The sequence below is a fragment of the Microvirga ossetica genome (genome assembly GCF_002741015.1).
Lineage (GTDB): Bacteria > Pseudomonadota > Alphaproteobacteria > Rhizobiales > Beijerinckiaceae > Microvirga > Microvirga ossetica.
The window spans coordinates 1,230,339-1,254,980 of record NZ_CP016616.1 but is presented as its reverse complement, the minus strand read 5'-3'; the positions used below and the strand labels follow the sequence as shown (position 1 = coordinate 1,254,980).

Annotated in this window: 22 protein-coding genes; 19 read left to right on the top strand and 3 right to left on the bottom strand. The window is 64.7% G+C overall.

Features of this window, described 5'->3' with window-relative positions:
* Positions 1 to 72 precede the first annotated feature (72 nt).
* The 8 genes from BB934_RS05870 (at position 73) to BB934_RS05835 (ending at position 8,677) form a co-directional block, all read left to right on the top strand.
* Positions 73 to 1,014, top strand: a complete 942-nt coding sequence (locus BB934_RS05870) for a glycine--tRNA ligase subunit alpha (RefSeq protein WP_099508794.1) — start codon at positions 73 to 75, stop codon at positions 1,012 to 1,014.
* A gap of 183 nt (positions 1,015 to 1,197) precedes the next feature.
* Positions 1,198 to 1,626, top strand: a complete 429-nt coding sequence (locus BB934_RS05865) for an endonuclease domain-containing protein (RefSeq protein ID WP_099508793.1) — start codon at positions 1,198 to 1,200, stop codon at positions 1,624 to 1,626.
* Positions 1,544 to 3,955, top strand: a complete 2,412-nt coding sequence (gene glyS / locus BB934_RS05860) for a glycine--tRNA ligase subunit beta (protein WP_418294730.1) — start codon at positions 1,544 to 1,546, stop codon at positions 3,953 to 3,955. The genes BB934_RS05865 and glyS overlap by 83 nt, the downstream gene beginning before the upstream one ends.
* 139 nt (positions 3,956 to 4,094) lie before the next feature.
* Positions 4,095 to 4,727, top strand: a complete 633-nt coding sequence (locus tag BB934_RS05855; RefSeq protein WP_099508791.1) for a L,D-transpeptidase — start codon at positions 4,095 to 4,097, stop codon at positions 4,725 to 4,727.
* Positions 4,728 to 4,762: 35 nt separating this feature from the next.
* Positions 4,763 to 5,050 (top strand): GIY-YIG nuclease family protein, encoded by a 288-nt coding sequence (locus BB934_RS05850; RefSeq protein WP_099508790.1) that lies wholly within the window; start codon positions 4,763 to 4,765, stop codon positions 5,048 to 5,050.
* A 307-nt stretch (positions 5,051 to 5,357) separates the two neighbouring features.
* On the top strand, positions 5,358 to 8,036 hold the full coding sequence (ppdK, locus tag BB934_RS05845; RefSeq protein ID WP_099508789.1) for a pyruvate, phosphate dikinase: 2,679 nt from the start codon (positions 5,358 to 5,360) through the stop codon (positions 8,034 to 8,036).
* A 4-nt stretch (positions 8,037 to 8,040) separates the two neighbouring features.
* Complete coding sequence (locus tag BB934_RS05840) at positions 8,041 to 8,307, top strand: hypothetical protein (RefSeq protein ID WP_099508788.1); 267 nt, start codon at positions 8,041 to 8,043, stop codon at positions 8,305 to 8,307.
* Positions 8,308 to 8,326: 19 nt separating this feature from the next.
* A complete protein-coding gene (locus tag BB934_RS05835; RefSeq protein WP_099508787.1) occupies positions 8,327 to 8,677 on the top strand; it encodes a GFA family protein in 351 nt (116 codons plus the stop codon).
* Between the two features lie 209 nt (positions 8,678 to 8,886).
* On the opposite strand, the gene BB934_RS05830 is transcribed toward BB934_RS05835, so the two are convergent.
* Entirely contained in the window at positions 8,887 to 9,288 is a 402-nt protein-coding gene (locus BB934_RS05830) for a hypothetical protein (RefSeq protein WP_099508786.1), read from the bottom strand.
* Positions 9,289 to 9,438: 150 nt separating this feature from the next.
* On the opposite strand from BB934_RS05830, the gene BB934_RS05825 reads away from it, so the two are divergent.
* The 7 genes from BB934_RS05825 to acuI all read left to right on the top strand — a co-directional run bounded on the left by BB934_RS05825 (position 9,439) and on the right by acuI (position 17,597).
* On the top strand, positions 9,439 to 10,257 hold the full coding sequence (locus tag BB934_RS05825; RefSeq protein ID WP_210422154.1) for a helix-turn-helix domain-containing protein: 819 nt from the start codon (positions 9,439 to 9,441) through the stop codon (positions 10,255 to 10,257).
* 130 nt (positions 10,258 to 10,387) lie between these two features.
* On the top strand, positions 10,388 to 11,587 hold the full coding sequence (locus BB934_RS05820) for a cell wall hydrolase (RefSeq protein WP_099508785.1): 1,200 nt from the start codon (positions 10,388 to 10,390) through the stop codon (positions 11,585 to 11,587).
* Between the two features lie 82 nt (positions 11,588 to 11,669).
* The gene (locus BB934_RS05815; protein WP_157934056.1) at positions 11,670 to 12,749 is read left to right on the top strand and encodes a M10 family metallopeptidase C-terminal domain-containing protein; all 1,080 of its coding nucleotides are present in this window, start codon (positions 11,670 to 11,672) and stop codon (positions 12,747 to 12,749) included.
* Complete coding sequence (locus BB934_RS05810) at positions 12,746 to 13,057, top strand: hypothetical protein (protein WP_099508783.1); 312 nt, start codon at positions 12,746 to 12,748, stop codon at positions 13,055 to 13,057. Before BB934_RS05815 ends, BB934_RS05810 begins: the two co-directional genes overlap by 4 nt.
* A gap of 376 nt (positions 13,058 to 13,433) precedes the next feature.
* Positions 13,434 to 14,873, top strand: a complete 1,440-nt coding sequence (locus tag BB934_RS05805) for a M10 family metallopeptidase C-terminal domain-containing protein (protein ID WP_157934054.1) — start codon at positions 13,434 to 13,436, stop codon at positions 14,871 to 14,873.
* Positions 14,874 to 15,041: 168 nt separating this feature from the next.
* Positions 15,042 to 16,283: an MFS transporter gene (locus tag BB934_RS05800; RefSeq protein WP_099508781.1), complete on the top strand. Its 1,242-nt coding sequence runs from the start codon at positions 15,042 to 15,044 to the stop codon at positions 16,281 to 16,283.
* A gap of 324 nt (positions 16,284 to 16,607) precedes the next feature.
* Entirely contained in the window at positions 16,608 to 17,597 is a 990-nt protein-coding gene (gene acuI / locus BB934_RS05795; RefSeq protein WP_099512647.1) for an acrylyl-CoA reductase (NADPH), read from the top strand.
* A 119-nt stretch (positions 17,598 to 17,716) separates the two neighbouring features.
* On the opposite strand, the gene BB934_RS05790 is transcribed toward acuI, so the two are convergent.
* Entirely contained in the window at positions 17,717 to 18,664 is a 948-nt protein-coding gene (locus BB934_RS05790) for a LysR family transcriptional regulator (protein WP_099508780.1), read from the bottom strand.
* Positions 18,665 to 18,827: 163 nt separating this feature from the next.
* Between BB934_RS05790 and wrbA the strand changes: the two genes are divergently transcribed.
* Positions 18,828 to 19,430 carry an NAD(P)H:quinone oxidoreductase gene (gene wrbA / locus BB934_RS05785; protein ID WP_099512646.1) on the top strand — a complete coding sequence of 201 codons (603 nt, stop codon included), beginning with the start codon at positions 18,828 to 18,830 and terminating at the stop codon, positions 19,428 to 19,430.
* A gap of 217 nt (positions 19,431 to 19,647) precedes the next feature.
* On the opposite strand, the gene BB934_RS05780 is transcribed toward wrbA, so the two are convergent.
* The gene (locus BB934_RS05780) at positions 19,648 to 20,619 is read right to left on the bottom strand and encodes an L-threonylcarbamoyladenylate synthase (RefSeq protein WP_099508779.1); all 972 of its coding nucleotides are present in this window, start codon (positions 20,617 to 20,619) and stop codon (positions 19,648 to 19,650) included.
* 151 nt (positions 20,620 to 20,770) lie between these two features.
* On the opposite strand from BB934_RS05780, the gene BB934_RS05775 reads away from it, so the two are divergent.
* The 3 genes from BB934_RS05775 to BB934_RS05765 all read left to right on the top strand — a co-directional run bounded on the left by BB934_RS05775 (position 20,771) and on the right by BB934_RS05765 (position 24,575).
* Positions 20,771 to 22,549 carry an acyl-CoA dehydrogenase gene (locus BB934_RS05775; protein ID WP_099508778.1) on the top strand — a complete coding sequence of 593 codons (1,779 nt, stop codon included), beginning with the start codon at positions 20,771 to 20,773 and terminating at the stop codon, positions 22,547 to 22,549.
* Positions 22,550 to 22,553: 4 nt separating this feature from the next.
* Entirely contained in the window at positions 22,554 to 23,405 is an 852-nt protein-coding gene (locus BB934_RS05770; protein ID WP_099508777.1) for an SDR family oxidoreductase, read from the top strand.
* Positions 23,406 to 23,579: 174 nt separating this feature from the next.
* A complete protein-coding gene (locus BB934_RS05765; RefSeq protein ID WP_099508776.1) occupies positions 23,580 to 24,575 on the top strand; it encodes a magnesium transporter CorA family protein in 996 nt (331 codons plus the stop codon).
* Positions 24,576 to 24,642: the final 67 nt, after the last annotated feature.

The window sequence follows — 24,642 nt, the reverse complement described above, 5'->3', positions numbered from 1 at the left end:
CCAACGCTTGACTTGGGCCGCCCGTCATCCCAAGGGTTCGCCTGCCATTTTCGAGACGAACCGGACGCCGATATGACGAGCGAACCCGCGCATATGAACCCTGCGCGCTCTTTCCAGGGCCTGATCCTCACGCTCCAGCGCTACTGGGCCGAACAGGGCTGCGTCATCCTCCAGCCCTACGACATGGAAATGGGCGCGGGCACCTTCCACCCGGCCACCACGCTTCGGGCGCTCGGGCCGAGGCCCTGGCGCGCGGCCTATGTGCAGCCCTCCCGCCGCCCGAAGGACGGGCGCTACGGCGAGAACCCGAACCGGCTCCAGCATTATTACCAGTTCCAGGTCATCCTGAAGCCGAGCCCGCCGAACCTGCAGGATCTCTATCTCGGTTCGCTCAAGGCCATCGGCATCGACACCTCGCTCCACGACATCCGCTTCGTCGAGGATGACTGGGAGAGCCCGACGCTCGGCGCCTGGGGCCTCGGCTGGGAATGCTGGTGCGACGGCATGGAAGTGTCGCAGTTCACCTACTTCCAGCAGGTCGCCGGCTTCGAGTGCTCGCCTGTCGCCGGCGAGCTGACCTATGGTCTCGAGCGCCTCGCCATGTATCTGCAGGGCGTCGAGTCGATCTACGACCTCAACTTCAACGGCCTCGACGGCGAGAAGAAGGTCACCTACGCCGACGTCTTCCTGCAGGCCGAGCAGGAATTCTCCCGCCACAACTTCGAATATGCCGACACTGAGATGCTGTTCCGGCACTTCCGCGATGCGGAGGCCGCCTGCCGCAAATATTTGGCGGACGGCGAGCCTAGCCCAAGCTCCAACGACAACCGCCATCTCCTGGCGCTGCCGGCCTACGACCAGTGCATCAAGGCGAGCCACATGTTCAACCTGCTCGATGCCCGCGGCGTGATCTCCGTCACCGAGCGCCAGAGCTACATCCTGCGCGTCCGCGAACTGGCGAAAGCCTGCGGCGCGGCATGGCTGAAGACCGAGGGCGGAGGCGTGGCGGCGTGATGGAATAACGGCCCCTTGCGCCTATCCCCCTCCCCCTTGTGGGGAGGGGCTAGGGGTGGGGGTGCCAACGATGAACTGGATTGGCATGGCGCCGACACCCCCACCTCCAACTCCTCCCCACAAGGGGGAGGAGGGTTTTGGTGGCGGCTCCCGCGAATGAATGGAAATCGAAGCGAACTCTAGATGCCTTCAACCCGCAAAATCGGCACATCCCGATCTCGCGCGCTGCGCCGGAACACGACCGACGCAGAGAAGGCTCTCTGGCGTGCGCTGAAGCAAATCCCCGTCTATGGAACCCATTTCCGCCGCCAAGTCCCCATCGGCCCCTATGTCGCCGATTTCGCCTGCCTGAGGGCCCGCCTTCTCATCGAACTCGACGGCGGTCACCATTCGCAGGACGATGTTGCCAGCAAGGATGAAGCCCGGACCCGCTGGCTCGAGAGCGAAGGCTATCGGGTGGTCCGGTTCTGGAACGCCGAACTGACCGCGAACATGAGCGGCGTTCTCGACACTATTTACGCGGCCTTGTATGGCTCGCCGCAATCGGAAGCGCTTGCGCTTCCCACCCCACCCCGGCCTGACGGCCGACCCTCCCCCTCGAGGGGAGGGTAGAGAGCGCACGATGCCCGATCTTCTCCTCGAACTCTTTTCCGAAGAAATTCCCGCCCGCATGCAGCGCCGTGCGGCGGAGGATCTGAAGAAGCTCGTCACCGACGCGCTGGTCGAGCGCGGCTTCCTCTACGAGGGCGCCAAGGCCTTCGCCACGCCGCGGCGGCTCGCTCTGCATATCGCGGGCCTTCCCGTGAAGGGGAAGGACGTGCGGGAAGAACGCAAAGGTCCGCGCGTCGGCTCGCCGGAGGGCGCGATCCAGGGCTTTTTGAAGGGGGCGGGGCTCGCTTCGATCGATCAGGCGAAGATCGAGAGCGATCCGAAGAAGGGCGAGTTCTACGTCGCGGTGATCGAGAAGCCCGGCCGGTCGACGCCGGACGTGCTGGCGGAGATTCTGCCGGCCATCGTCAAGGCCTTCCCGTGGCCGAAATCCATGCGCTGGGGCGCGGCCTCCGCCGAGCCCGGAAGCTTGCGCTGGGTGCGTCCGCTCCATTCCATCGTCTGCACCTTCGGGCCCGAGACCGAGGATCCGGAAATCGTGCGCTTCGAGGTCGACGGCACCGCGACGGGCGATGTCACGCAAGGCCACCGCTTCCTCGCGCCCGGCGAGATCCGCGTGAAGCGCTTCGACGATTACGCGCCGGCGCTGGAGCGCGCCAAGGTCGTGATCGACACCGACCGCCGCAAGGACATGATCCTGCACGACGCGAAGGATCTCGCCTTCGCGCAGGGCCTCGAACTCATCGAGGACGAAGGCCTGTTAGAGGAGGTCGCCGGTCTCGTGGAATGGCCCGTGGTGCTCATGGGCTCCTTCGACGAAGCCTTTCTCGACATCCCGCCGGAGGTGATCCGCACCACGATCCGCGCGAACCAGAAATGCTTCGTGCTGCGCCAGCCGTCCCCCTCCCCCTTGAGGGGAGGGGCCAGGGGTGGGGATGCCGGCGCCGAACTGGACCAGCGTATCGCTCACACCCCCACCTCCAACTCCTCCCCACAAGGGGGAGGAGGGCAGGGCGCGCTTGCGAACAAGTTCATCCTCGTTTCCAACCTCATCGCGTCCGACGGCGGCAAGACCATCATCGGCGGCAACGAGCGCGTGGTGCGCGCGCGTCTCTCCGATGCAAAGTTCTTCTGGGAGACGGACCGGAAGGTGAAGCTGGAAGACCGTCTGGAAAAGCTGAAGAGCATCGTCTTCCACGAGAAGCTCGGCACGCAATACGAGCGCGTGGAGCGCATCGCGGCGCTCGCCAAGGAACTCGCTCCGATTGTCGGCGCCGATCCTGAACTGGCGGAACGCGCCGCGCGTCTCGCCAAGGCCGATCTCGTCACCGAGATGGTGGGCGAATTCCCCGAGCTGCAGGGCCTGATGGGCCGCTATTATGCGAGCCTGCAGGGCGAGCACGCATCCGTCGCTGCTGCCATCGAAGAACACTACAAGCCGCTCGGCCCGTCCGACCGCGTGCCGACCGATCCGGTTGCGGTAGCCGTCGCACTCGCCGACAAGATCGACACGCTCGTGGGCTTCTGGGCCATTGACGAGAAACCGACGGGATCGAAGGATCCTTACGCGCTGCGCCGTGCGGCGTTGGGTGTGATTAGGCTGATCCTACAGAATGAAATCAGGCTACCTGTCTCTGACGTTTATGATTTAGCCGTTGCTCGTTTCCCAGATGCGGTTTTTGAGCATAGTTTAGACGCTGCTCCTGCAAACAACCCAACAGAACGTTTCCTCCTGATTGGGGCAATGGAGGCGAATTTTATTCGCTTCATCGCAGATCGTCTTAAGCAGTCTCTTCGCGATCAGGGGGCGCGCCATGACCTCATCGATGCAGTGTTCGATTTTGATGGAGCAGATGTCGGCTCTGAGAAAATAAGTTTCTCAACCCCTGCTGAAGGCCAGAACGACCTGCTCATGATCGTCCGTCGCGTCGAGGCGCTCGGCCGCTTCCTCGATACGGAGGACGGCAGGAACCTGCTCGCCGGCTATCGCCGCGCGGCCAACATCCTGCGCATCGAGGAGAAGAAGGACGGACGCGCCTACAACGAGGCGCCCGATCTGCAGATCGTGAACGCCCAGGGCCAGATCGAGGAGAAGGCGCTCGCCGTGGTTCTCGCCAAGGCCAAGGAAGAGGCGAGGATCGCGGTCGAATCGGAGGATTTCGAGGGTGCGATGCGCGCCCTGTCGCGCCTGCGCCAGCCTGTCGACGCCTTCTTCGACAAGGTGACCGTGAATGCGGAGGATCCGGAGCTTCGGGCCAACCGCCTGCGGCTCCTCAACGACCTCCGCGAGGCGACGCGCACGGTGGCGGATTTCTCCCGCATCGAGGGGTGATTGCGAGGGGAGGGTTGCGCCACGCGCATGGGGCAGCCCTCGAGGGTTAATTCATGTTAAGGTGTGGCTTGAGGGGCACAGCCAACCGACTCACCAAGCTCTAGGTAGGCGGTAACTGACTAACTTCAGAAGACCGACCATGATTCGACGCTTGCTGATTGCCGCTCTCCTGAGCGCCCCCCTCGCTGCCTGCCAGACCGCCCAGCAACAGCCGGCGGCGGGCGATTCCGCATGGTATATCGGAGCCATCCCGGACAAGCCGCACAACATCCCGCTGGTGGACCGCCGCAAGATGGAGGCCAAGTACGCCCGCCAGACGGTGGAGTACAAAGGCCCCGAGAAGGCAGGCTCGATCGTGGTCGATATCGACGAGCGCATGCTCTACCTCGTCCAGCCCGAGGGCCGGGCGATCCGCTACGGCGTCGGCGTCGGCCGGCAGGGCTTCTCCTGGAAGGGCATTGCGTCGGTTGGTCGCAAGGGCGTGTGGCCGAACTGGTCGCCCACCAAGACCATGGTCGGCATCAAGCCGGAACTGCCGCGCTACGTCGAGGCCGGCCTCGAAAACCCGCTCGGCGCCCGCGCCCTCTACCTGCACCAGAACGGCGCCGACACGCTCTTCCGCATCCACGGCACCAACGAGCCCTGGTCCATCGGGGAGCAGGTCTCCTCCGGCTGCGTACGCATGCTGAACGAGGATGTGGCCGACCTCTACGAGCGCGTCCCCGTCGGCACGACGGTCTATGTCAGGCGCAACGGGCGCTACCGGGTTTGAAGCAAGGCGGCCTTCGGGCCGCCTTTTTCTTTGCTATGGCCTATCACGTCTACATGCTCGCCAGCGGTCGGCATGGCACCCTCTATGTGGGTGTCACGAACGACCTCGCGCGCCGGATCCATGAGCACAAAGAAAAGCTTATAAAGGGTTTTACGTCGCAATACGGTGTGACCCGGCTCGTCTGGTACGAGACTTATGAGAGGATCGACGAGGCGATCGCCCGCGAGAAAGCTCTCAAGAAATGGCACCGTAACTGGAAGATCCGCCTGATCGAAGAGATGAATCCCGAATGGGAGGATCTCTATCTCACCTTGAACCAGTAAAACACTGTCATTCCGGGGCGCCGCAGGCGAGCCCGGAATCCATAAACACGATGTGCACCGAAAAGGGCGCCTCGGGGGCCGGTTTATCCTATTCTGTACCGTTAGCGGTTATGGATTCCGGGCTCGCACCGAAGGTGCGCCCCGGAATGACAGTGATAAGTTGGTTGGGGGATTTCTCTCAAATCCTCGGAATACGCCTCCCGAAATTTCCCGGAACCGTGGCTGTTCAGCTTGCGTTTGGGCTCCACATGTTTCAAGCCAAAACCTGCGCTGCAGCAGGGCGTATTCAGAGCCAAGGGATCGAGCGATGACGCAGTGGGTCTATACCTTCGGGGACGGTAAGGCCGAGGGCCAGGCGGGGATGAAGAACCTGCTCGGCGGCAAGGGGGCGAATCTGGCCGAGATGTCCAATCTGGGCCTGCCGGTGCCTCCGGGCTTCACCATCACCACGGAAGTCTGCACCTATTACTACGACCATGGCCGCGCCTATCCGCAGGAGCTGAAAGCCCAAGTCGAGCAGGCGCTCGCCTACGTCGGCAAGCTCACCGGCCGCACCTTCGGCGATGCCGCCAATCCGCTGCTGGTTTCCGTCCGCTCCGGCGCCCGCGCCTCCATGCCCGGCATGATGGACACGGTGCTCAATCTCGGCCTCAACGACGTCACCGTCGAGGCGCTCGCCAAGGGCGCGGGCGACGAGCGCTTCGCCTACGATTCCTACCGCCGCTTCATCACCATGTATTCCAACGTGGTGCTCGACATCGAGCACCACCATTTCGAGGAGATCCTCGACGAGTACAAGGACCGCAAGGGCTATACCCTCGACACCGACATGACGGCCGCGGACTGGAAGGTGATCCTTCCGCGCTACAAGGCGCTGGTCGATAAGGAGCTCGGCAAGCCCTTCCCGCAGGAGCCGCAGGAGCAGCTCTGGGGCGCCATCGGCGCCGTGTTCGGCTCCTGGATGAACAACCGCGCCATCAAGTACCGCGAGCTGCACGCCATTCCGGCGAGCTGGGGCACGGCGGTGAACGTGCAGGCCATGGTCTTCGGCAATATGGGCGAGACCTCCGCCACCGGCGTGGCGTTCACCCGCAATCCCTCCACCGGCGAGAGCGTGCTCTACGGCGAGTTTCTCATCAACGCGCAGGGCGAGGATGTGGTGGCGGGCATCCGCACCCCGCAGGACATCACGGAAGCCGCGCGCATCGCGTCGGGCTCCGTCAAGCCCTCGATGGAAGGCGCCATGCCCGAGGCCTATGGCGAGCTCGTGCGCATCTACGGCATTCTCGAGAAGCATTACCGTGACATGCAGGACATGGAATTCACGGTCGAGACCGGCAAGCTCTGGATGCTCCAGACGCGCAACGGCAAGCGCACGGCGAAGGCGGCGCTGCGCATCGCGGTGGAGCTCGCCAGCGAAGGCCTGATCACGCAGGAAGAGGCCATCACCCGCGTCGAGCCGGCGGCCCTCGACCAGCTGCTCCATCCCACCATCGACCCCAAGGCCGAGCGCAAGATTTTGGCGAGCGGCCTGCCGGCCTCGCCGGGCGCGGCCTCGGGTGCGATCGTGTTCAATTCCGACGATGCGGAAGCGGCCAAGAAGGCGGGCCACAAGGTCATCCTCGTGCGCGTCGAGACCTCGCCGGAGGACATCCACGGCATGCATGCGGCGGAGGGAATTCTGACCACCCGCGGCGGCATGACCTCGCATGCGGCGGTGGTCGCGCGCGGCATGGGCAAGCCCTGCGTCTCCGGCGCGGGCTCGATTCGCGTCGACTACGCCACGCAGACGCTCACCGTCGCCGGGCAGACGCTGAAGAAGGGCGACATCCTCACCATCGACGGCTCCAACGGCCAGGTGCTGCTGGGCGAGGTGGAGATGCTGCAGCCGGAACTGTCCGGCGAGTTCGCCACGCTCATGGGCTGGGCCGACAAGGTGCGCCGCATGAAGGTGCGCGCCAATGCGGAGACGCCGCTCGACGCCAAGACCGCGCGCAATTTCGGCGCGGAAGGCATCGGCCTGTGCCGCACGGAGCACATGTTCTTCGAGGGCGACCGCATCGTCGCGGTGCGTGAGATGATCCTCTCCGACGACGAGGCTGGCCGCAGAGCCGCGTTGTCCAAGCTGCTGCCGATGCAGCGCAAGGACTTCGTCGAGTTGTTCACGATCATGAGCGGCCTGCCGGTCACGATCCGCCTGCTCGATCCGCCGCTGCACGAATTCCTGCCGCATTCGGAGGAGGAGATGCAGGAAGTCGCAAAAGCGATGAACACCTCCGTCGACAAACTCAGGCACCGCGCCCGCGAGCTGCACGAGTTCAACCCGATGCTCGGCTTCCGCGGCTGTCGCCTCGCGGTCGCTTACCCCGAGATCGCCGAGATGCAGGCGCGCGCCATCTTCGAGGCGGCGGTGGAGGCCGGCAAGCAGACGGGCCAGCCGGTGGTGCCGGAAGTCATGGTGCCGCTCGTGATGACGAAGCCGGAGCTCGACCTCGTGAAGGCGCGCATCGTCGCCATGGCGGAAGCTGTCCGTAAGGAAAGCGGCGTCGCGGTCGAGTATCAGGTCGGCACGATGATCGAGCTGCCGCGCGCGGCGTTGCGCGCCGGCGAGATCGCGGAAGCGGCGGAGTTCTTCTCGTTCGGCACCAACGACCTGACGCAGACGGCGCTCGGCATCTCGCGTGACGACGCGGCCTCGTTCCTCGGCTCCTATACGAGCAAGGGTATCCTGCCGGCAGATCCCTTCGTGACCATCGATCAGGAAGGCGTGGGCGAGCTGATCAGGATTGCGGTCGAGCGCGGCAGGAAGACCCGTGGCGACATCAAGCTCGGGATCTGCGGCGAGCACGGCGGCGATCCGGCTTCGATCCACTTCTGCGAGGAGACGGGCCTCGATTACGTGTCCTGCTCTCCCTATCGCGTGCCGATCGCGCGTCTTGCGGCGGCGCAGGCCGCGCTCGGCGGCAAGGCTGCGAGCCAGGCCTGACACCATGGCACTGACGCGCACCCGTCTCATCTACATCGCGGCGGTGCTGATCTCCGGCATCGTCATCGGGCTCTTCCTGCTGCAGCGGCCCGAATGGCAGCAGTCCGCGGTGCCGCCGGCAGCCTGGCCCTTCGCCGTGTCGCTGCCGCTCGATCTCGCGATCGGGCAGCTCGCGGCGCAGGGCAGGACGGAGCCTCTGACGATGGGCGACCGCTTCGTGGCGGTGATCGGCGCGGGCCTGATCGTCACATTGATGGTGGCGCTGGGATAACGACAGAAGAGGGGGACGAATGGCGCTTCACAAGGGTTCATGCCATTGCGGCGAGGTGGCCTACGAGGTCGAGACGGATCTCGCTCAGGTGATCGAATGCAACTGCTCGATCTGCCGGCGCAAAGGCTACCTCCTGACCTTCGTGCCGCGCGGAGCGCTGAACGTGCTGCGCGGCGAGGACAATCTCTCCACCTACACCTTCAACACGCACACCATCCACCATCGCTTCTGCTCGACCTGCGGTGCCGCCACTTTCGGTGAAGGCACGATGCCGACCGGCGAGGCGATGGCGGCGATCAACGTGCGCTGTCTCGAGACGGCGGAACTGGCGGACATCAAGCCGGTGCCGTTCAACGGGCGGGATCGTTAGGGATCGCGAGACAAGTTTGGCGCTGGTCCGACCTCTCCCAGAGGGAGAGGTCGGACCTTTAGGTCCGGGTGAGGGGTTACGCGCTTTCCGGATAGACCTGTAAACCCTCACCCCAACCCTCTCCCTCAGGGAGAGGGAGTACGTGCCACATCCTGCACGCGATCCCGGATCGCCTGCGGCGTCCGGGATGACGATCGATACGTCGGCAATCACGCAACCGCTTCCCGCGACCGCCGCAAGCCCACAACCTGAAACTCCGCATACATCAGCACCACGAGTCCTTGAGCGATCACGAACGCATATCCTGCGCTTGTCGGCGACACCCAGCCGCTCGCGAGAAGCAGGATGCTGTCGAGAACCCAGAGCCCGTTGCCGAGCACCACGGCCCAGGCGACGGGCTTGCCGATCGTCTCGCGCAGCCCGAGCCAGCCGATGAAGGCGGCGTAGGGCAGGAGGACGAGGCCTGCGATCCGCAGCAGCGTCTCCGGCAGGCCGAAGACGCCGCTCAAGGGCCCGGCGCCGATCAGCATCATGAGGCCGAAGGCGGCGCTGGTGGTGGCGTCGGCCACGAGAGCCTGACGCAGAAGCGGGGAGGAGTGGATATTCATCATAGCTGTCTCCTTGCGATGGGCCGGTTGAGGACTTCAACCTTGCCCCAAAGATTTCGTAAGGAGTGATCACAGTCGATTACCTCCGAGGTCATGGAAGATGAATGCGTCACGAGCTATGGTCCGTTCATGACAGCAGCGAGCACCCGACCCGTGACCCCCGACCGACATGTGGGCGATTTCTTGCGCGAATGGCGCCAGCGCCGCCGCCTGAGCCAGATGGATCTCGCTCTCGAGGCCGAGATCTCCACGCGCCATCTGAGCTTTCTCGAGACCGGGCGCTCGCAGCCGAGCCGCGAGATGGTGCTGCTCCTGTCGGAGAAGCTCGACATGCCCCTTCGCGAACGCAACATCATGCTTGTGTCGGCGGGCTTCGCGCCGATCTATTCGGAACGCTCCCTCGACGATCCGGCGCTCGCGGGCATGCGCCAGGCGGTGGAACTCGTTTTGCGCGGCCACGATCCCTATCCTGCGCTCGCCGTCGACCGGCACTGGTCGCTGATCTCCGCGAACGATGCGCTCGTATCGCTGATCGGCGAGGTGGATCCGGCCCTCATGAAGCCGCCGGTCAACGTGCTGCGCCTGAGCATCCATCCGGCGGGGCTTGCGCGGCGCATCGTGAATTTCACCGAATGGCGCAACCATCTCGTGGCCCGCCTGCACAAGCAGGTGGACACCACGGGCGATGCAAGGCTCGCCGCGCTGATCGAGGAACTGCGTGCCTATCCGACGCCCGATGCTGCCGCGCGCGGTCCCAAGTCGAGCCACGATTACGCGGGCATCGTCGTGCCGCTCCAGCTCATGACGGGGGAGGGCGTACTGACCCTTTTCAGCACCACCACGATCTTCGGCACGCCCGTCGACGTGACGCTGTCGGAACTCGCCATCGAGGCGTTCTTCCCGGCCGATCCGGAGACCGGCCTTGCCTTGCGGCGTCTCGCCGAAAAGCGGCCGGCTGCCGCAGCCGGCTAGGGCCTTAACCACCCATCAACCTTAACCCGCGATAACTTTAAGCCATCGGAGCCCTCCTGCTGGATGCTCCGGATGTTCACGAGTTTTTTGCAGGGTGTGGCGCGTGCGACTTCCATATCGTCGATCTCGGGTGAAATGGATCTGCGCCACCGCGGCGCCCTGGGCGCTGGCGACCGGATTGCTGATCTCGTTCACCGCCTCGGCGAGCAACGACCTGCATTCCGGCGTGAGCTTCTCCCCGCGCAGCGCGACCGCCCGCCTGATCGATACGGCGCTCGTGCCCCCGACCGGAGCCTCCATCGCGGACGGACGGCTCGGGATCGAGCGCGACGTCCTCCGCTCCCTGCCGCGCTACGACCTGCCCGATGAAACGGCCGATTCCGCGCCGCTCAAGGCCGATCGGAAGGCCGATGCGGGCCCGGAGGCGATCGTCGACCGCTCGGCCAAGGGAAATCCCGTCGTCGCGCCGCAGGCCACCCTGTCCCGCCGCGCGAAGCAGCTGCGCCCGGTTCTCAACCAGATCGGGAGCGCACGGCTGCTCTACAGCCGCGACGAACGGCTCCTGCCTCCGACCGTCCTCATGGAGGGGCAGCTCGAGGCGACCGAGTCGGAGCAGGTTTTCGAGCCCTGGCAGGCGCCCGAATACAGCACGACCCAGCAAGCCACCTCGGTCCAGTCGCCGGCGGCCGCCGCCGCCGGTTCGACCGGAGCGGCTGCGAGCCCGACGACCCCCATGGTCAAGCGCGCGATTGCCCTGTCCTCCACGACGCCGGCGCCCATGGACGCCACGCCCATGGAGATCGCGGCGGCCCCCGTCTCCCTGCAATCGCCGCGCCTCGACCGCCCCGGCGATATGACGATCGTCCCTAAGTCCGACGACGAGGACCGTCCGCGCTATGCCGACCTGATCGATCCCGACAACCTGAACAAGGAGCAGCGCTGCCTCGCCGAGGCGGTCTATTTCGAGGCCCGCAGCGAGTCGGTAGAGGGGCAGGCGGCCGTCGCCCAGGTGGTGCTGAACCGGGTGAAGAGCGGCCTTTATCCCTCGAACATCTGCGGCGTGGTCTACCAGAACCGCCACCGCCATCTCGCCTGCCAGTTCACCTTCGCCTGCGAAGGCAAGGCCCTGCGCATCCGCGACACCGAATCCTGGGAGCGGGCGAAGCAGGTGGCGAGCGCCGTTCTCGAGGGCAAGACCTATCTTGCCGATGTGGGCGGGGCGACCCATTACCATGCCGATTATGTGCGCCCCTACTGGGCTCGCCGTCTGAAGAAAATGGATGTGATCGGCCGGCACATCTTCTACAAGCTCAAGCCCGGGCAGACCTGAAAGAATTCCTTCCTGTGCATTTTGGCACTTTTTGGAACGTAATATAGTACTAAAAAGCTACGTGTTCGGGTTGGAGGACATCGTGGCGAGCATTCGAAATTTGGTGCCGGGCTCCGGCTATGGGAACGCGTTTATCGACTCCCTCATCTGGGGCGGAACGGCCTGGGACTTGGGCAGCGGACCGGTCAGGGTCTGGCTCGGCGAAAGCGTCGACTTCGATCAGGCGGTCGGCGTTCACGGCTCGAGCGACCACCTGCGGAGCGCCGGCGCGGCTTTCGCCTGGACTCAAGAAGAGGCGGACACTCTCTCTTACGCTTTCGGGCTCTATGAAGCGGTCTGCGGACTCACCTTCACCGTGGCGGATTCCGTCGAGGACGCCAACATGGTCCTCTGGAAGACCGAGCTCGACGAAGCGGTCGGCCGTCATGAGATCCCGTCTCAGAACCAGAACTGGGGCTATTTCGATCCGACCGCGGAATCCTGGCAATACCGCTATCTCGGCGGCGACGGCCTGCACACGATCATCCATGAGCTCGGGCACGGCCTGGGTCTCGCTCATCCCCACGACGGGGGAGCGGAGGATGACAGAACGATGTTCCCCGGCGTCGCCGACCCTTATTCCACAGGCACCTACGGTTTGAACCAGGGCGTCTGGACGGTCATGTCGTACAATACCGGATGGGATGAGGCCGGCAGCAATCTGGCCTATGGCAATCAAGGTGGACTTGGGGCCTTCGATATCGCGGCGTTGCAGGCTCTCTATGGAGCGAACCATGCGACCGGCGCAGGCGACAACACCTATGATTTGCCCACCGGCACGACGGGATGGTCCTGCCTCTGGGATGCCGGTGGGACCGATACCATCGCCGCCGCGCCGGGCTCTGCCGGTTCGACCATCGATCTTCGTGCGGCCACCCTGCGGGAAGGCGACCCGAATGCGGGTGGCTTCGTCTCTTCCGAGGATTACGTCGCCGGCGGCTTCACGATCGCAAACGGGGTGACCATCGAAAACGCGACCGGGGCGGGCGGTCCCGACGATCTGAGCGGCAACGCAGTCGCCAATACGCTTCTGGGCGGCGGCGGCAGGGACACCCTGTGGGCGACGGCGGCAACGATGTGCTCCGATGCGGCTCGGGTCAGGACATTTTCGTGTTCGATATGAGGCCGAACAAGCTCACGAACAAAGATTGGATCGCCGATTACAACGTGGCCGCCGACACGATCTGGCTCGACAACGCAGCCTTCGCGAAGCTCGGAAAGGGCAGCTACAGCAAGCCGGTGAAGCTCAAAGCCGACATGTTCGTGAAGGCCTCCAGGGCGCAGGACCGGGAAGACCGGATCATCTACGACAGCAAGAAGGGCGTGCTCCTCTACGACGCGGATGGCACCCGTTCGACCCACAAGCCGGTGGAGATCGCGACACTGAAGAAGGGTCTCAAGATGACCTACGAGGACTTCTTCGTGGTCTAGGAGCCTCAGTGGGACGCCCGTCCTGCCCATGGGTGCGACCCGATGTGCGTCGACGCACATCTTGAACGTAACGTAATTTCATATATTAGCGTAGGTAAGAATCCGGAGAGATCCAATGGCAGGCTTTCGCTCAATTCCAGGCTCAGGTTACGGCAGCGCTTATATCGATGGGCTCATCGCGGGCGGCGCGGTTTGGGACATGAGCACGGGACCATTGTCCGTCTTCTTTGGTCATCGATTCAATCGAAGCCAGTGGGATGACTTGCATGGCCCCTCCAAGAGAGATCCTTACTATAATCTTCCCTATGTCACGGGGGAGGATGGCTCCAATCAACTCCTTGCATTCAGCTGGGATACGCGTCCTGCCGCACCTGTCATGAACGCATTGGAGCACGCGTCCCAGATTGCGAATATCAACCTTTCGGGCGACTCTCGGTTCTATGTCGAGGACGTTCCAAACGCGAATCTCGTCGTCTGGTCGCTCGACATGCCGAACTGGACCGGTGGTGCGATCTGGGCAAGCGCGGATTCTCCTCAAGAAAGTTTCGCCGCAGGGCGAGACCAGTCGTGGCTTTATCTGAACACCTTCGACTACGGGGCTTGGGAGGTTCCGCATAAAGGCGGCATGGGCTACACGATGATGCTGAACCTGCTTGGCTCGGCACTCGGCCTGGAGCAGGCTCATAATGCGTTTCCTGGCGTAACGAGTGCTGCCGATCCTGGCCCGCTTGGCTTGAACCAGGTTCCTTTCACTGTCATGACGGCCAATTGGCGTCATGACGGCTTCGGGCACCCAGAAGGCGATTGGGGGTCCATGAAGAGCTTTGGAGCCTTCGACATTGCCGCTCTCCAGAAGATCTACGGCGCCAACATGGCGACGGCGACCGGCAACAACGTTTATACCCTGCCGACCTGGAATTTCTGGAACGGCGTCTGGGGTACCGGCGATGGCACCGGCTGGACCTGCATCTGGGATGCGGGCGGCGTGGACACGATCAGCGGGCAGGGCTCGACCAAGAGCGTGACCATCGATCTGCGTGCGGCCACCCTGGCGACCGGCGATCCGAATGCCGGAGGTTACCTGTCGCGGCAAACCGATGTCGCCGGCGGCTTCACGATTGCCAATGGCGTCGTCATTGAGAACGCGATCGGCGGCAACGGCAACGACACGCTGATCGGTAACAGTGCGGCTAACCGGCTCGAAGGTGGCGCGGGCGACGACATCTACCATATCGACAGCCCGAACGACGTGGTCGTGGATACGAGCGGCAACGATACGGTTTATTCGACCTTCAACTTTTCCGCTCCCGGGATCGAGAACGTCTTCGTCAACGGTGTGAAGGTGGTTTCCGGGGGTGTTGTTACGGGCAATGGTTTCAACCCGATCAAAGGAACCGCCGGCAAGAACACGCTTGTCGGCAAGGACACGAACGACAAGCTCTATGGCGGCCTCGGCAATGATACGCTCACCGGCAAGGGCGGCATCGACATCTTCGTCTTCGACACCAAGCCGAACAAGAGCACGAACCGGGACAAGATCACCGACTTCTCCGTACGCGACGATACGATCTGGCTGGACAACAAGATCTTCAAGAAGCTCGGGAGCAAGGGGTCGGAGTCAAACCCCGCCACGCTCAAGGCTTCCTTCTTCAAGATCAGCGACAAGGCCAAGGACCGGGACGACTACCTGATCTACAACAAGAAGACGGGGGTGCTGTCCTACGATGCGGATGGCTCGGGCAAGGGTCAGGCGGTCGAGTTTGCCGTGCTGAAGAAGAACCTCTTGCTCAAATACGACGACTTTGCCGTCATCTGAGCGAACGGACTGACCGAATCGTAACCGAAGGGCGGCACCGGGATGCCGCCCTTTTCTCTCGGCGACCCATAACAAAACCTCATACCAAAGGCGACAAACTTTCAATTCTGCTGATGGGCGACCTGGGTTAGTCTGCGCGCCCCTGCCTGTCCTTGAAGGGCCGAGAGCATGTCAGCATCCCCCGTTCGTACCCGCGTCTCGCCGGAAATCATCGTCCTCGCGGGCTGTCTGATCGCCCTCATCACTTTCGGCCCTCGCGCCTCGTCGGGCCTGTTCCAGCTTCCGATGATCACGGAATATGGCTGGGGCCGCGACACCTTCGGCTTCGCCATCGCGATCCAGAACCTGCTCTGGGGCGTCGGCCAGCCCTTCGCCGGCGCGATCGCCGACCGGTTCGGCGCCTTCCGCGTGCTCTGCACGGGCGCGCTGCTCTATGCGCTTGGCCTCGTCGTCATGGCCTATGCCACCACGCCCGGGGTGCTGCATATCGGCGCCGGCGTGCTGATCGGCTTCGGTCTGTCCGGCTGCTCGTTCAACCTGGTGCTCGGCGCCTTCGGCAAGCTCCTGCCGGCGAAATGGCGCCCCATGGCCTTCGGCGCCGGCACGGCGGCGGGCTCTTTCGGTCAGTTCCTGTTCCCGCCCATCGGCAACGTGCTGATCGATGCGTTCGGCTGGCATCAGGCGCTACTCGTCTTCGCCGCGAGCGTGCTGCTCGTCATGCCGCTCGCTCTCGCCCTCGCGACGCGACCGACCGGGGATGACGCTCAGGGGAGCACCGCGTCCGTTCCGAACCAGTCGATCCGCCAGGCCCTGACCGAGGCGTTCCAGCACCGCTCCTATGTGCTGCTCGTGCTCGGCTTCTTCACCTGCGGCTTCCAGCTCGCCTTCATCACCGTGCACCTGCCGGCCTATCTCAAGGATGCGGGCCTCTCGGCGGCCATCGGCGGCTGGACTCTTGCGGTGATCGGGCTTGCCAATGCGGTCGGTTCGCTGGGCTCGGGCTGGCTCTCCACCCGCATGTCGAAGCGCTGGCTGCTCGCCTGGATCTATCTCGGCCGCTCGGTGGCGATCGCCGCCTTCATCATGGTCCCGGCTTCGCCCGTGACCTCGATCTTGTTCGGCATCTCCATCGGCCTGCTCTGGCTCTCCACCGTGCCGCCCACATCCTCCCTCGTGATGCTGATGTTCGGCACCCGCTACATGGCGATGCTCTACGGCTTCGCCTTCTTCTCGCACCAGGTCGGCGGCTTCCTCGGCGTCTGGCTCGGCGGGCTGCTCTACGAGATGAACGGCAACTACAACATGGTCTGGTGGCTCTCGGTTCTGCTGGGCCTCGCCTCGGCCTTGATCAACCTGCCGATCAAGGAGCAGCCGGTGCAGCGCGAACCGGTCCTGCAGCCGGCGGAGTAAGAGCATCTAACAAAACACCCCCATCCCGAGAGGCTGTCTCGTAAAGGGTTTCCGCCCTCATAGCCCTCATCCTGAGGAGCGAAGCGTCTCGAAGGACGAGGGCGTCTCCAGTGGGCTCTGGAACCTCCTTCGAGACGCCACTGCGTCGCTCCTCAGGATGAGGATGGAGATTGATGAGCTAGCCTCTCAGGATGAGCCTCAGGCTAGCTTTGTTAGGCATTCTAAGTCCTGCACTGCTGTGAAGGATTAAGCGTTTGATCCTTGCCACGATCCTCCGCCGCGCCACAAATGGGTGCGGGCAAAGGAATGTGGGAAGGAATCGGCATGGGCACGTTCAAGGCCGTCGTCATCGACAAGAACGAAGCAGGTCAGAGCGTCGAGATCCGCGCGTTCGACGAGGCGGATCTCATGGACGGCGACGTGACCGTGCGCGTGTCGCATTCGACGCTGAACTACAAGGACGGCCTTGCCGTCACCGGCAAGGCGCCGGTGGTGCGCCGCTTTCCGATGATCCCCGGCGTCGATCTCGCAGGCATCGTCGAGGCGTCCTCGAACCCGGATTTCAAACCCGGCGACGCCGTCGTCCTCAATGGCTGGGGCTTGGGAGAAACTCATCTCGGCGCCTATGCGGAGAAGGTGCGGGTGAAAGGCGATTGGCTGATCCCGCTGCCGCAGGGCCTTTCCGCTCAACAGGCCATGGCCATCGGCACTGCGGGCTACACGGCGATGCTGTGCCTGATGGCTTTGGAGCGGCATGGGCTTCGTCCGGATCGCGGTCCCGCCATCGTGACCGGGGCCGTCGGCGGCGTCGGCTCCGTGGCCGTGGCGCTGCTCGCCAAGGCCGGCTGGCATGTGATCGCCTCGACCGGGCGGCGGGAGGAGGCGGATTATCTGAAAGGTCTCGGCGCCGCCGAGATCCTCGACCGCAGCGAGCTCTCGGGCCCGTCGCGGCCGCTCGCCAAGGAGCGCTGGGCGGCCGGTATCGACACCGTCGGCTCGACCACGCTCGCCAATGTTCTGTCGATGACGAAGTATAGCGGCGCCATCGCCGCCTGCGGCCTTGCGGGCGGGATGGATCTGCCCACCACCGTCGCGCCCTTCATCCTGCGCAACGTCGCCCTGCTGGGCGTCGATTCGGTGATGGCCCCAAAAGCCTTGCGGATCGAAGCCTGGAACCGGATCGCCCATGAACTCGACCACGACACGCTCGCGGCCATGACCTCGACGATCCCGCTCGACGGGGTGCTGGAGGCCGGCAAGACGATCGTCGAGGGCAAGATTAAGGGGCGCGTGGTGGTGGAGATCGCGCGCTGAGAACCCTCCCACGTCATGGCCGGGCTCGTCCCGGCCATCCCGGTCCGAAGAGCGCGGCGCCTCAGACATCGAGATCACCGGCACGAGGCCGGTGATGACGTGGAGGGCTGAAGCAACGGCTAGATCGCCGGAACCGACGCCGGAAGCTTCTTCCCCGCTCCCTCGATCTGCTTCTTCTGCTTGGCGATCTCGGTGGCCATGAAATCCATGAAGGCGCGCACGCGGGCCGATTGGCGCAGGTCTGGATGGGTCAGGAGCCACAGGCCGGCCGAGAAATCGGGGTTGCTGTCCGAGAGCCGCACGAGGTTCGGGCTCGCATCGGCGATGAAGCAGGGCACGGGGCCGATCCCGGTTCCCGCCTCCACGGCCTCGGCGAGGCCGAGCACCGTGTTGACCTTGTAGACGATGTTCTCCGGTGCCACGTGCTCGCGCACGAAGCGGGCGACCTTCATGGCCGCCAGATTGTCGCCGAGCGCAAGCCAGTGCCGGTCGAAGAGATCGGCGATGTTCACGTCCTCGGGGCTTTGCACGTCGGGAAAATCCTCCACCCGGCCATAGATCGCCCAGGCGATGGTCGCCACCCGGCGGCCGACCAGCGTTTCGGGCGGATCGTCGGTGGCGCGGATCGCCACGTCCGCATCGCGCTTCGACAGGTTGAGGGCCTGGTTGGCGAGAACCACGTCGAGCCGCATCTCTGGGCAGGCTTTGATGAAGCGGGCGAAGATCGGCGTCAGGAGATGGACGAGGAGGGTGTCGTTGGTTGTCACCCGCAATTCGCCCGCGGGAGCCACGGCCTGGCCCGCGAGCTTGCGGGTGAAGGTGGTGACATTCTCGTCCATCTGCTCGGCGAGAGCCGACATCTCCTCCCCGGCCGGGGTGAGGACATAGCCGGTCCGGTGCCGCTCGAAGAGCTTGATCCCGAGATTGTCCTCCATCTGACCGAGTCTGCGGAAGACGGTCGAGTGGTTGACCCCGAGCCGTTCCGCGGCGCCTGCGAGGCCGTTGGCCTCAGCGATGATCTTCACCAGTCGGAAATCGTCCCAGTCGAGATGCTGCTGCTTCGCCATCTTTATGCATTCACGCAAGAGGAACCCTGCATATCTACCACTGGTTTTGCAGCAGGGAAAGCTTATCCTCCTGAATGTCCAACAACGGCAGGCGATGGTCCTCCGGCTCAAGGCAACCGAGGCCGGACCGGATCGTTCTGCATCCAACCATATCGGAGTTCACATGGCCAAGGTTCTGGTTCTGTATTATTCGTCCTGGGGGCACATCGAGCAGATGGCCTACGCCGCCGCCGAAGGTGCCCGCGAGGCCGGGGCCGAGGTCGTGGTCAAGCGCGTGCCCGAGCTCGTGCCGACCGAGATCGCCCAGGCAGCCCATTACAAGACCGATCAGAAGGCGCCCATCGCCACGGTCGAGGAGCTGCCCGAGTACGATGCCATCATCATCGGCACGCCGACCCGCTACGGCACCATGACGGCGCAGATGAAGAACTTCCTCGACCAGACCGGCGGTCTTTGGGCGCAGGGCAAGCTGATCGGCAAGGTCGGCTCGGTCTTCACCTCCACGGCCACCCAGCACGGCGGCCAGGAAGCCACGATCCTCACCACGCTGCCGGTGCTGCTGCACCACGGCATGGTGGTGGTTGGCCTGCCGTACTCGTTCCAGGGCCAGATGGGCGTCGACCAGATCCGCGGCGGCTCGCCCTACGGCGCCTCCACGGTTGCCGGCGGCGACGGCTCGCGCCAGCCGAGCGAGATCGACCTCGACGGCGCCCGCTTCCAGGGCAAGCATGTGGCCCAGATCGCAGCCAAGCTCACTGCGAAGTAAGTCATCGGAGAGGTTGGCTCTGAGTTCATTGCAGAGCGTAGCGCGTCCCCCTCCCCCTTGTGGGGAGGGGCTAGGGGCGGGGGTGTCGGCGCCAGACCTTCATAGGCTATCGCTTACACCCCCACCTCCAACTCCTCCCCACAAGGGGGAGGAGGGTTGCCCGCTCTCTATGAGCCGATCTCGCAGGATGAGGTTGGTGTTGTTCTATGCCGGATGTCTAACGCTCCGCGGCGGCGCGCTTCAGGCGGTCGTTGATGGCCTCGCCGAGACCCGATTCCGGAATCGGGCTCACCGCGATGGTCGGAGCGCCCGAGGCGTCGAGGCGTCTGAGATAGGAGAACAGATGAGCGGCGGCCTCGACGAGGTCGCCGTTTTTGCTGAGATTCAGGGCGGCGTGGGCTGCCTCTGCGCCCTCGGGGGTCTCCGCGCCGAACAGCAAGGCAGCCTCGCCGGGCCGAATGCTCGTCGCGTGCAGGCGAACCTGCGCCCGCGGCGCGTAATGGGACGCCAGCATGCCCGGCGCGAGCGGCTTGGCGCCGGCCTCCGGGCCGCCCTCCAGTTTCATGCCGATCAGCGCTTCGATGGCCTCCCGCGGCACGCCGCCGGGGCGGAGCAGGCGAGGGGTGCCGCCGAGGCACGAGACGATGGTCGATTCGACGCCGACCGGGGAGGCTCCGCCGTCGAGCACCGCCTCGATGCGCCCGTCGAGATCGCCAAGCACGTGGTCCGCATCGGTCGGGCTCACGCGGCCGGAGCGGTTGGCGGAGGGTGCTGCGACCGGACGCCCGGCTTGCTGCAGGAGCGCATGGGCGAGGGAATGGGCCGGCACGCGCAGGCCCACGCTGTCGAGACCGGCGCGGGCGAGATCGGAGATCGTGCAGGTCGGCGCCACCGGCACCACGAGGGTGAGCGGGCCGGGCCAGAACGCTTCCGCCAGCTTCCTTGCCGTGTCGTCGAACAGGCCCTGGATGCGAGCGGATTCGAAACTGTCGAGATGGGCGATCAGGGGGTTGAAGCTTGGGCGCTCCTTGGCGGCATAGATCCGGGCGACCGCTTCCGCATCGGTCGCGTCGGCGCCCAGCCCGTAGACCGTCTCTGTCGGGAACGCCACAAGACCGCCGCCCCGCAGGATGGCGGCCGCCCGGGCAACTCCCGCCTCATCGGCCGGCAGACGCTGCGTTTGGCGCATTGACCCGTGATCGTTCACGTCTAAACTATTCCTTGCCCCGGGGGATTCCCTTGCGAGATCTGCTCTTCCGGGATTTGCCCTTGCCGGGCGGGTTTAACGGCGCGAGAACACGCGTCAACATGAAAAGCCTCATGTTCGAGAGGAAACGTCGATGACCTACCGCGCGCCTGTCCAGGATATCGTCTTCACCATGCGGCATGTGGCGGGCCTCGACCGGGCTGCGGCGGATGGGATCTATGGCGACCTCTCGGTCGATCTGGCGCAGACGATCCTCGAGGAGGCGGGCCGCTTCGCCAACGACGTGATCGCTCCGCTCAACGCCGAGGGCGATCGGCATGGCGCGACCCTGAAGGACGGCGCCGTGACCACCGCGCCGGGCTGGAAGGACGCTTACCGTGCCTGGACGGAAGCCGGATGGAACGCGCTCCCAGGTCCGGTTGACTACGGCGGGCAGGGCCTGCCGACGCTGCTCAACTCGGCCTGCGTCGAGATGTGGAACTCCGCCTCCATGGCCTTCGGCATCGGCCCCGTCCTGACCATGGGCGCCATCGAGGCGATGATCCGGCATGCCTCCGACGAACTGAGGAGCCGCTATCTCGACAAGCTCGTCTCCGGCGAATGGACGGCGACCATGAACCTCACCGAGCCGCAGGCGGGCTCGGATCTCGCCGCGATCCGCTCCCGCGCCGAGCGCGCAGGCGACGGCACCTACCGCATCACCGGCCAGAAAATCTTCATCACCTACGGCGAGCACGATCTCACCGACAACATCGTGCATCTCGTGCTGGCGCGCTTGCCCGATGCGCCCGCCGGCACGCGCGGCATCTCGCTCTTCCTCGTGCCGAAGTTCCTTCCCGACGGCACGCGCAACGACGTGCGCTGCCATTCCATCGAGCATAAGCTCGGCATCCATGCCTCGCCCACCTGCACCATGATCTTCGGCGACGATGGCGGCGCCGTCGGCTGGCTGATCGGCGAGGAGAATCGCGGGCTTGCGTGCATGTTCACGATGATGAACAACGCCCGCCTCGCAGTCGGCCTGCAGGGCGTGGCGATCGCCGAGCGCGCCTATCAGCAGGCGCTCGGCTATGCCAACGAGCGCCGGCAGGGACGCGCCATCGGCGCTGCGGACGGCATGAGCCCCATCGTCGCGCACCCGGACGTGCAGCGGAACCTGCTCACCATGAAGGCGCTCACCGCCGCGGCGCGCGCGATCTGCTACATGACGGCGGAGGCCATCGACCGCGCCCATCTCGAAGCGGATCCCGCGCGCAGGAAAAAAGCCAACGAGCGCGCCTCGCTGCTCACTCCGGTGGCGAAAGCCTTCTCGACCGATATCGGCGTCGAGGTCGCGTCCCTCGGCGTGCAGGTCCATGGCGGCATGGGCTATGTCGAGGAGACCGGCGCGGCGCAGCATCTGCGCGACGCGCGCATCGCGCCGATCTACGAGGGCACCAACGGCATCCAGGCCATCGATCTCGTCACCCGCAAGCTGCCGCTCGCAGGCGGCGAGACGGTGCGGGCGCAGATCGCCTCCATGAGGGCGATCGTGACGCGTCTTCTCAAGGAAAACACGCCGGCCTTCGGCGCCACCGCGCCGCGCCTGCGCGATGCCATCGAGAGCCTCGACCGGGCGACGAGCCATCTGCTGCAGGCGGTTTCTTCTAATGCGCAGGGCGAGGCGCTCGCGGGCGCGACGCCATATTTACGCCTCTTCGCCCTGGCGCAGGGCGGCGCGGCGCTCGCTGAGATGGCGCTCGCCGCCAACGCGCAGGCGGTTGCCGGCGACGGCGATCCCGCCCATGCCGGCCGCATCGCCCTGTGCCGCTTCTTCGCCGAGAACATCGCAATCGGCGCGAAGGGCCTCGAGGACACGGTGCTCGGCGGCGCCGGCTTCCTGCAGGACGCAAATCTGGCACTGGCGAGCTGATATCATGAGCCTCAACGGAAAAACCCTCTTCATCACCGGCGCCTCGCGCGGCATCGGCCTTGCCATCGGCCTGCGCGCGGCAAAGGACGGCGCCAACGTGGTCATCGCCGCCAAGACCGCCGAGCCGCACCCGAAGCTTCCGGGCACCATCTACACGGCGGCCGAGGAAATCGAGGCCGCGGGCGGCAGGGCGTTGCCGCTCATGGTCGACGTGCGCGACGAGGAGGCGGTGAAGGGCGCCATCGACAGGACGGTCGAGACCTTCGGCGGCCTCGACATCGTGGTCAACAATGCGAGCGCCATCAGCCTCACGCCGACGCCGCAGACCGACATGAAGCGCTTCGACCTGATGCACCAGATCAACACGCGCGGCACCTACATGGTCTCGAAGTATGCGATCCCGCATCTGGAGAAGGCGGAGAATCCGCACATCCTCATGCTCTCGCCGCCCCTCGACATGAGCGAGAAATGGTTCGCGCCGCATCTGGCCTATTCACTGGCGAAATACGGCATCAGCCTGTGCGTGCTCGGGCTCGCCGGCGAGCTGCGGGCCAAGGGCATTGCCGTCAACGCGCTGTGGCCGCGCACGACCATTGCCACGAGCGCGATCAGGAACCTGCTCGGCGGCGATGCGCTCGTGCAGGCGAGCCGCACGCCCGAAATCCTGGCCGATGCGGCCTATGCGATTTTCGGCAAGCCCTCGAAAAGCTTCTCGGGCCATTTCCTCATCGACGACGTGTTTCTGTCAGGCGAGGGCGTCTCCGATTTCGAGAAGTACCGGGTCGACCCGTCAAAACCCCTGGCGCCCGATTTCTTCGTGCCGGACGATACGCCGCCCCTGTCATCTTTGCGTTAATTTGACTATCCATTGCTACTTGAGCGCCACCAGACTCTCCTCCCCCTTGTGGGGAGGAGTTGGAGGTGGGGGTGTTGGCGATAACCGATCCACGTGTGGCGGAAACACCCCCACCCTAGCCCTCCCCACAAGGGAGAGGGGAAAAGGAGCGATCGTGAAGGGGCAAGAACGCGTATGATTCTGATCCACAAGCCGGCAGAGGTCGTCGGACCGCAGGGCGAGTCCCTCGATCGCACCGTTCTTCCGCCGGGTGAGCCGATCCCGCCCGACGCCATGTGGATCGATCTGATCGAGCCGACCCGCGAGGAAGACCGGCTCGTCGAGAGCCATCTCAACATCGAGATCCCGACCAAGGAGGAGATGGCGGATATCGAGCCGTCCGAGATCCTCTATCACGAGAACAACGCGCGCTACATGACGGCACGCGTCCTGTGCAGCTCCGATACGGAAAGCCCGAAGCTCATCGACGTCTCGTTCATCCTGACCGAACGGGTCCTCGTCACCGTGCGCTACGGCGAGCCGCGCTCGTTCAACATGTTCATGGCCAGGGCCGTGAAGCCCGGCGGCTGCCGCCACCAGCCGGAGGCCGTGCTCGACGGATTGCTTGAGACGATCATCGACCGCGCCGCGGAAATCCTGGGCACGGTGGGAACGCGCATCGACCGCCTGTCGCAGGCGATCTTCGACAACGAGAAGCGCGGAACACGCCGCGCCGCCTCCTATCGCGTGGCCCTGCGCTCCATCGGCCGCAAGGGCGACATCATCTCCAACGTGCGCGAGAGCATGGTGTCGGTGGAGCGCATGCTGCTCTTCCTCTCCACCAGCATGCCGCGGCCGCAGAAGACGGCCGGCTACCAGTCGGAATGGCGCACGGCGCTTCGCGACGTGCAGTCCATCGAGGAGCACGCGACCTTTCTGTCGAGCAAGGTCCAGTTCCTGCTCGATGCGACGCTCGGCTTCGTCACCATGGAGCAGAACGACATCATCAAGATCTTCTCGGTCATGTCGGTGATCTTCCTGCCGCCGACGCTGGTGTCGTCCCTCTACGGCATGAACTTCAAGCTCATGCCCGAGCTCGAATGGGAGTTCGGCTATCCCTGGGCCATCGCACTGATGATCCTCGCCGCCGTGCTGCCCTATCTCTTCTTCCGCTGGAAGAGGTGGCTGTGATGTATGGCACTGTCATTCCGGGGCGGCTCGCAAGAGCCGAGCCCGGAATCCATATCCGCTAACGTTG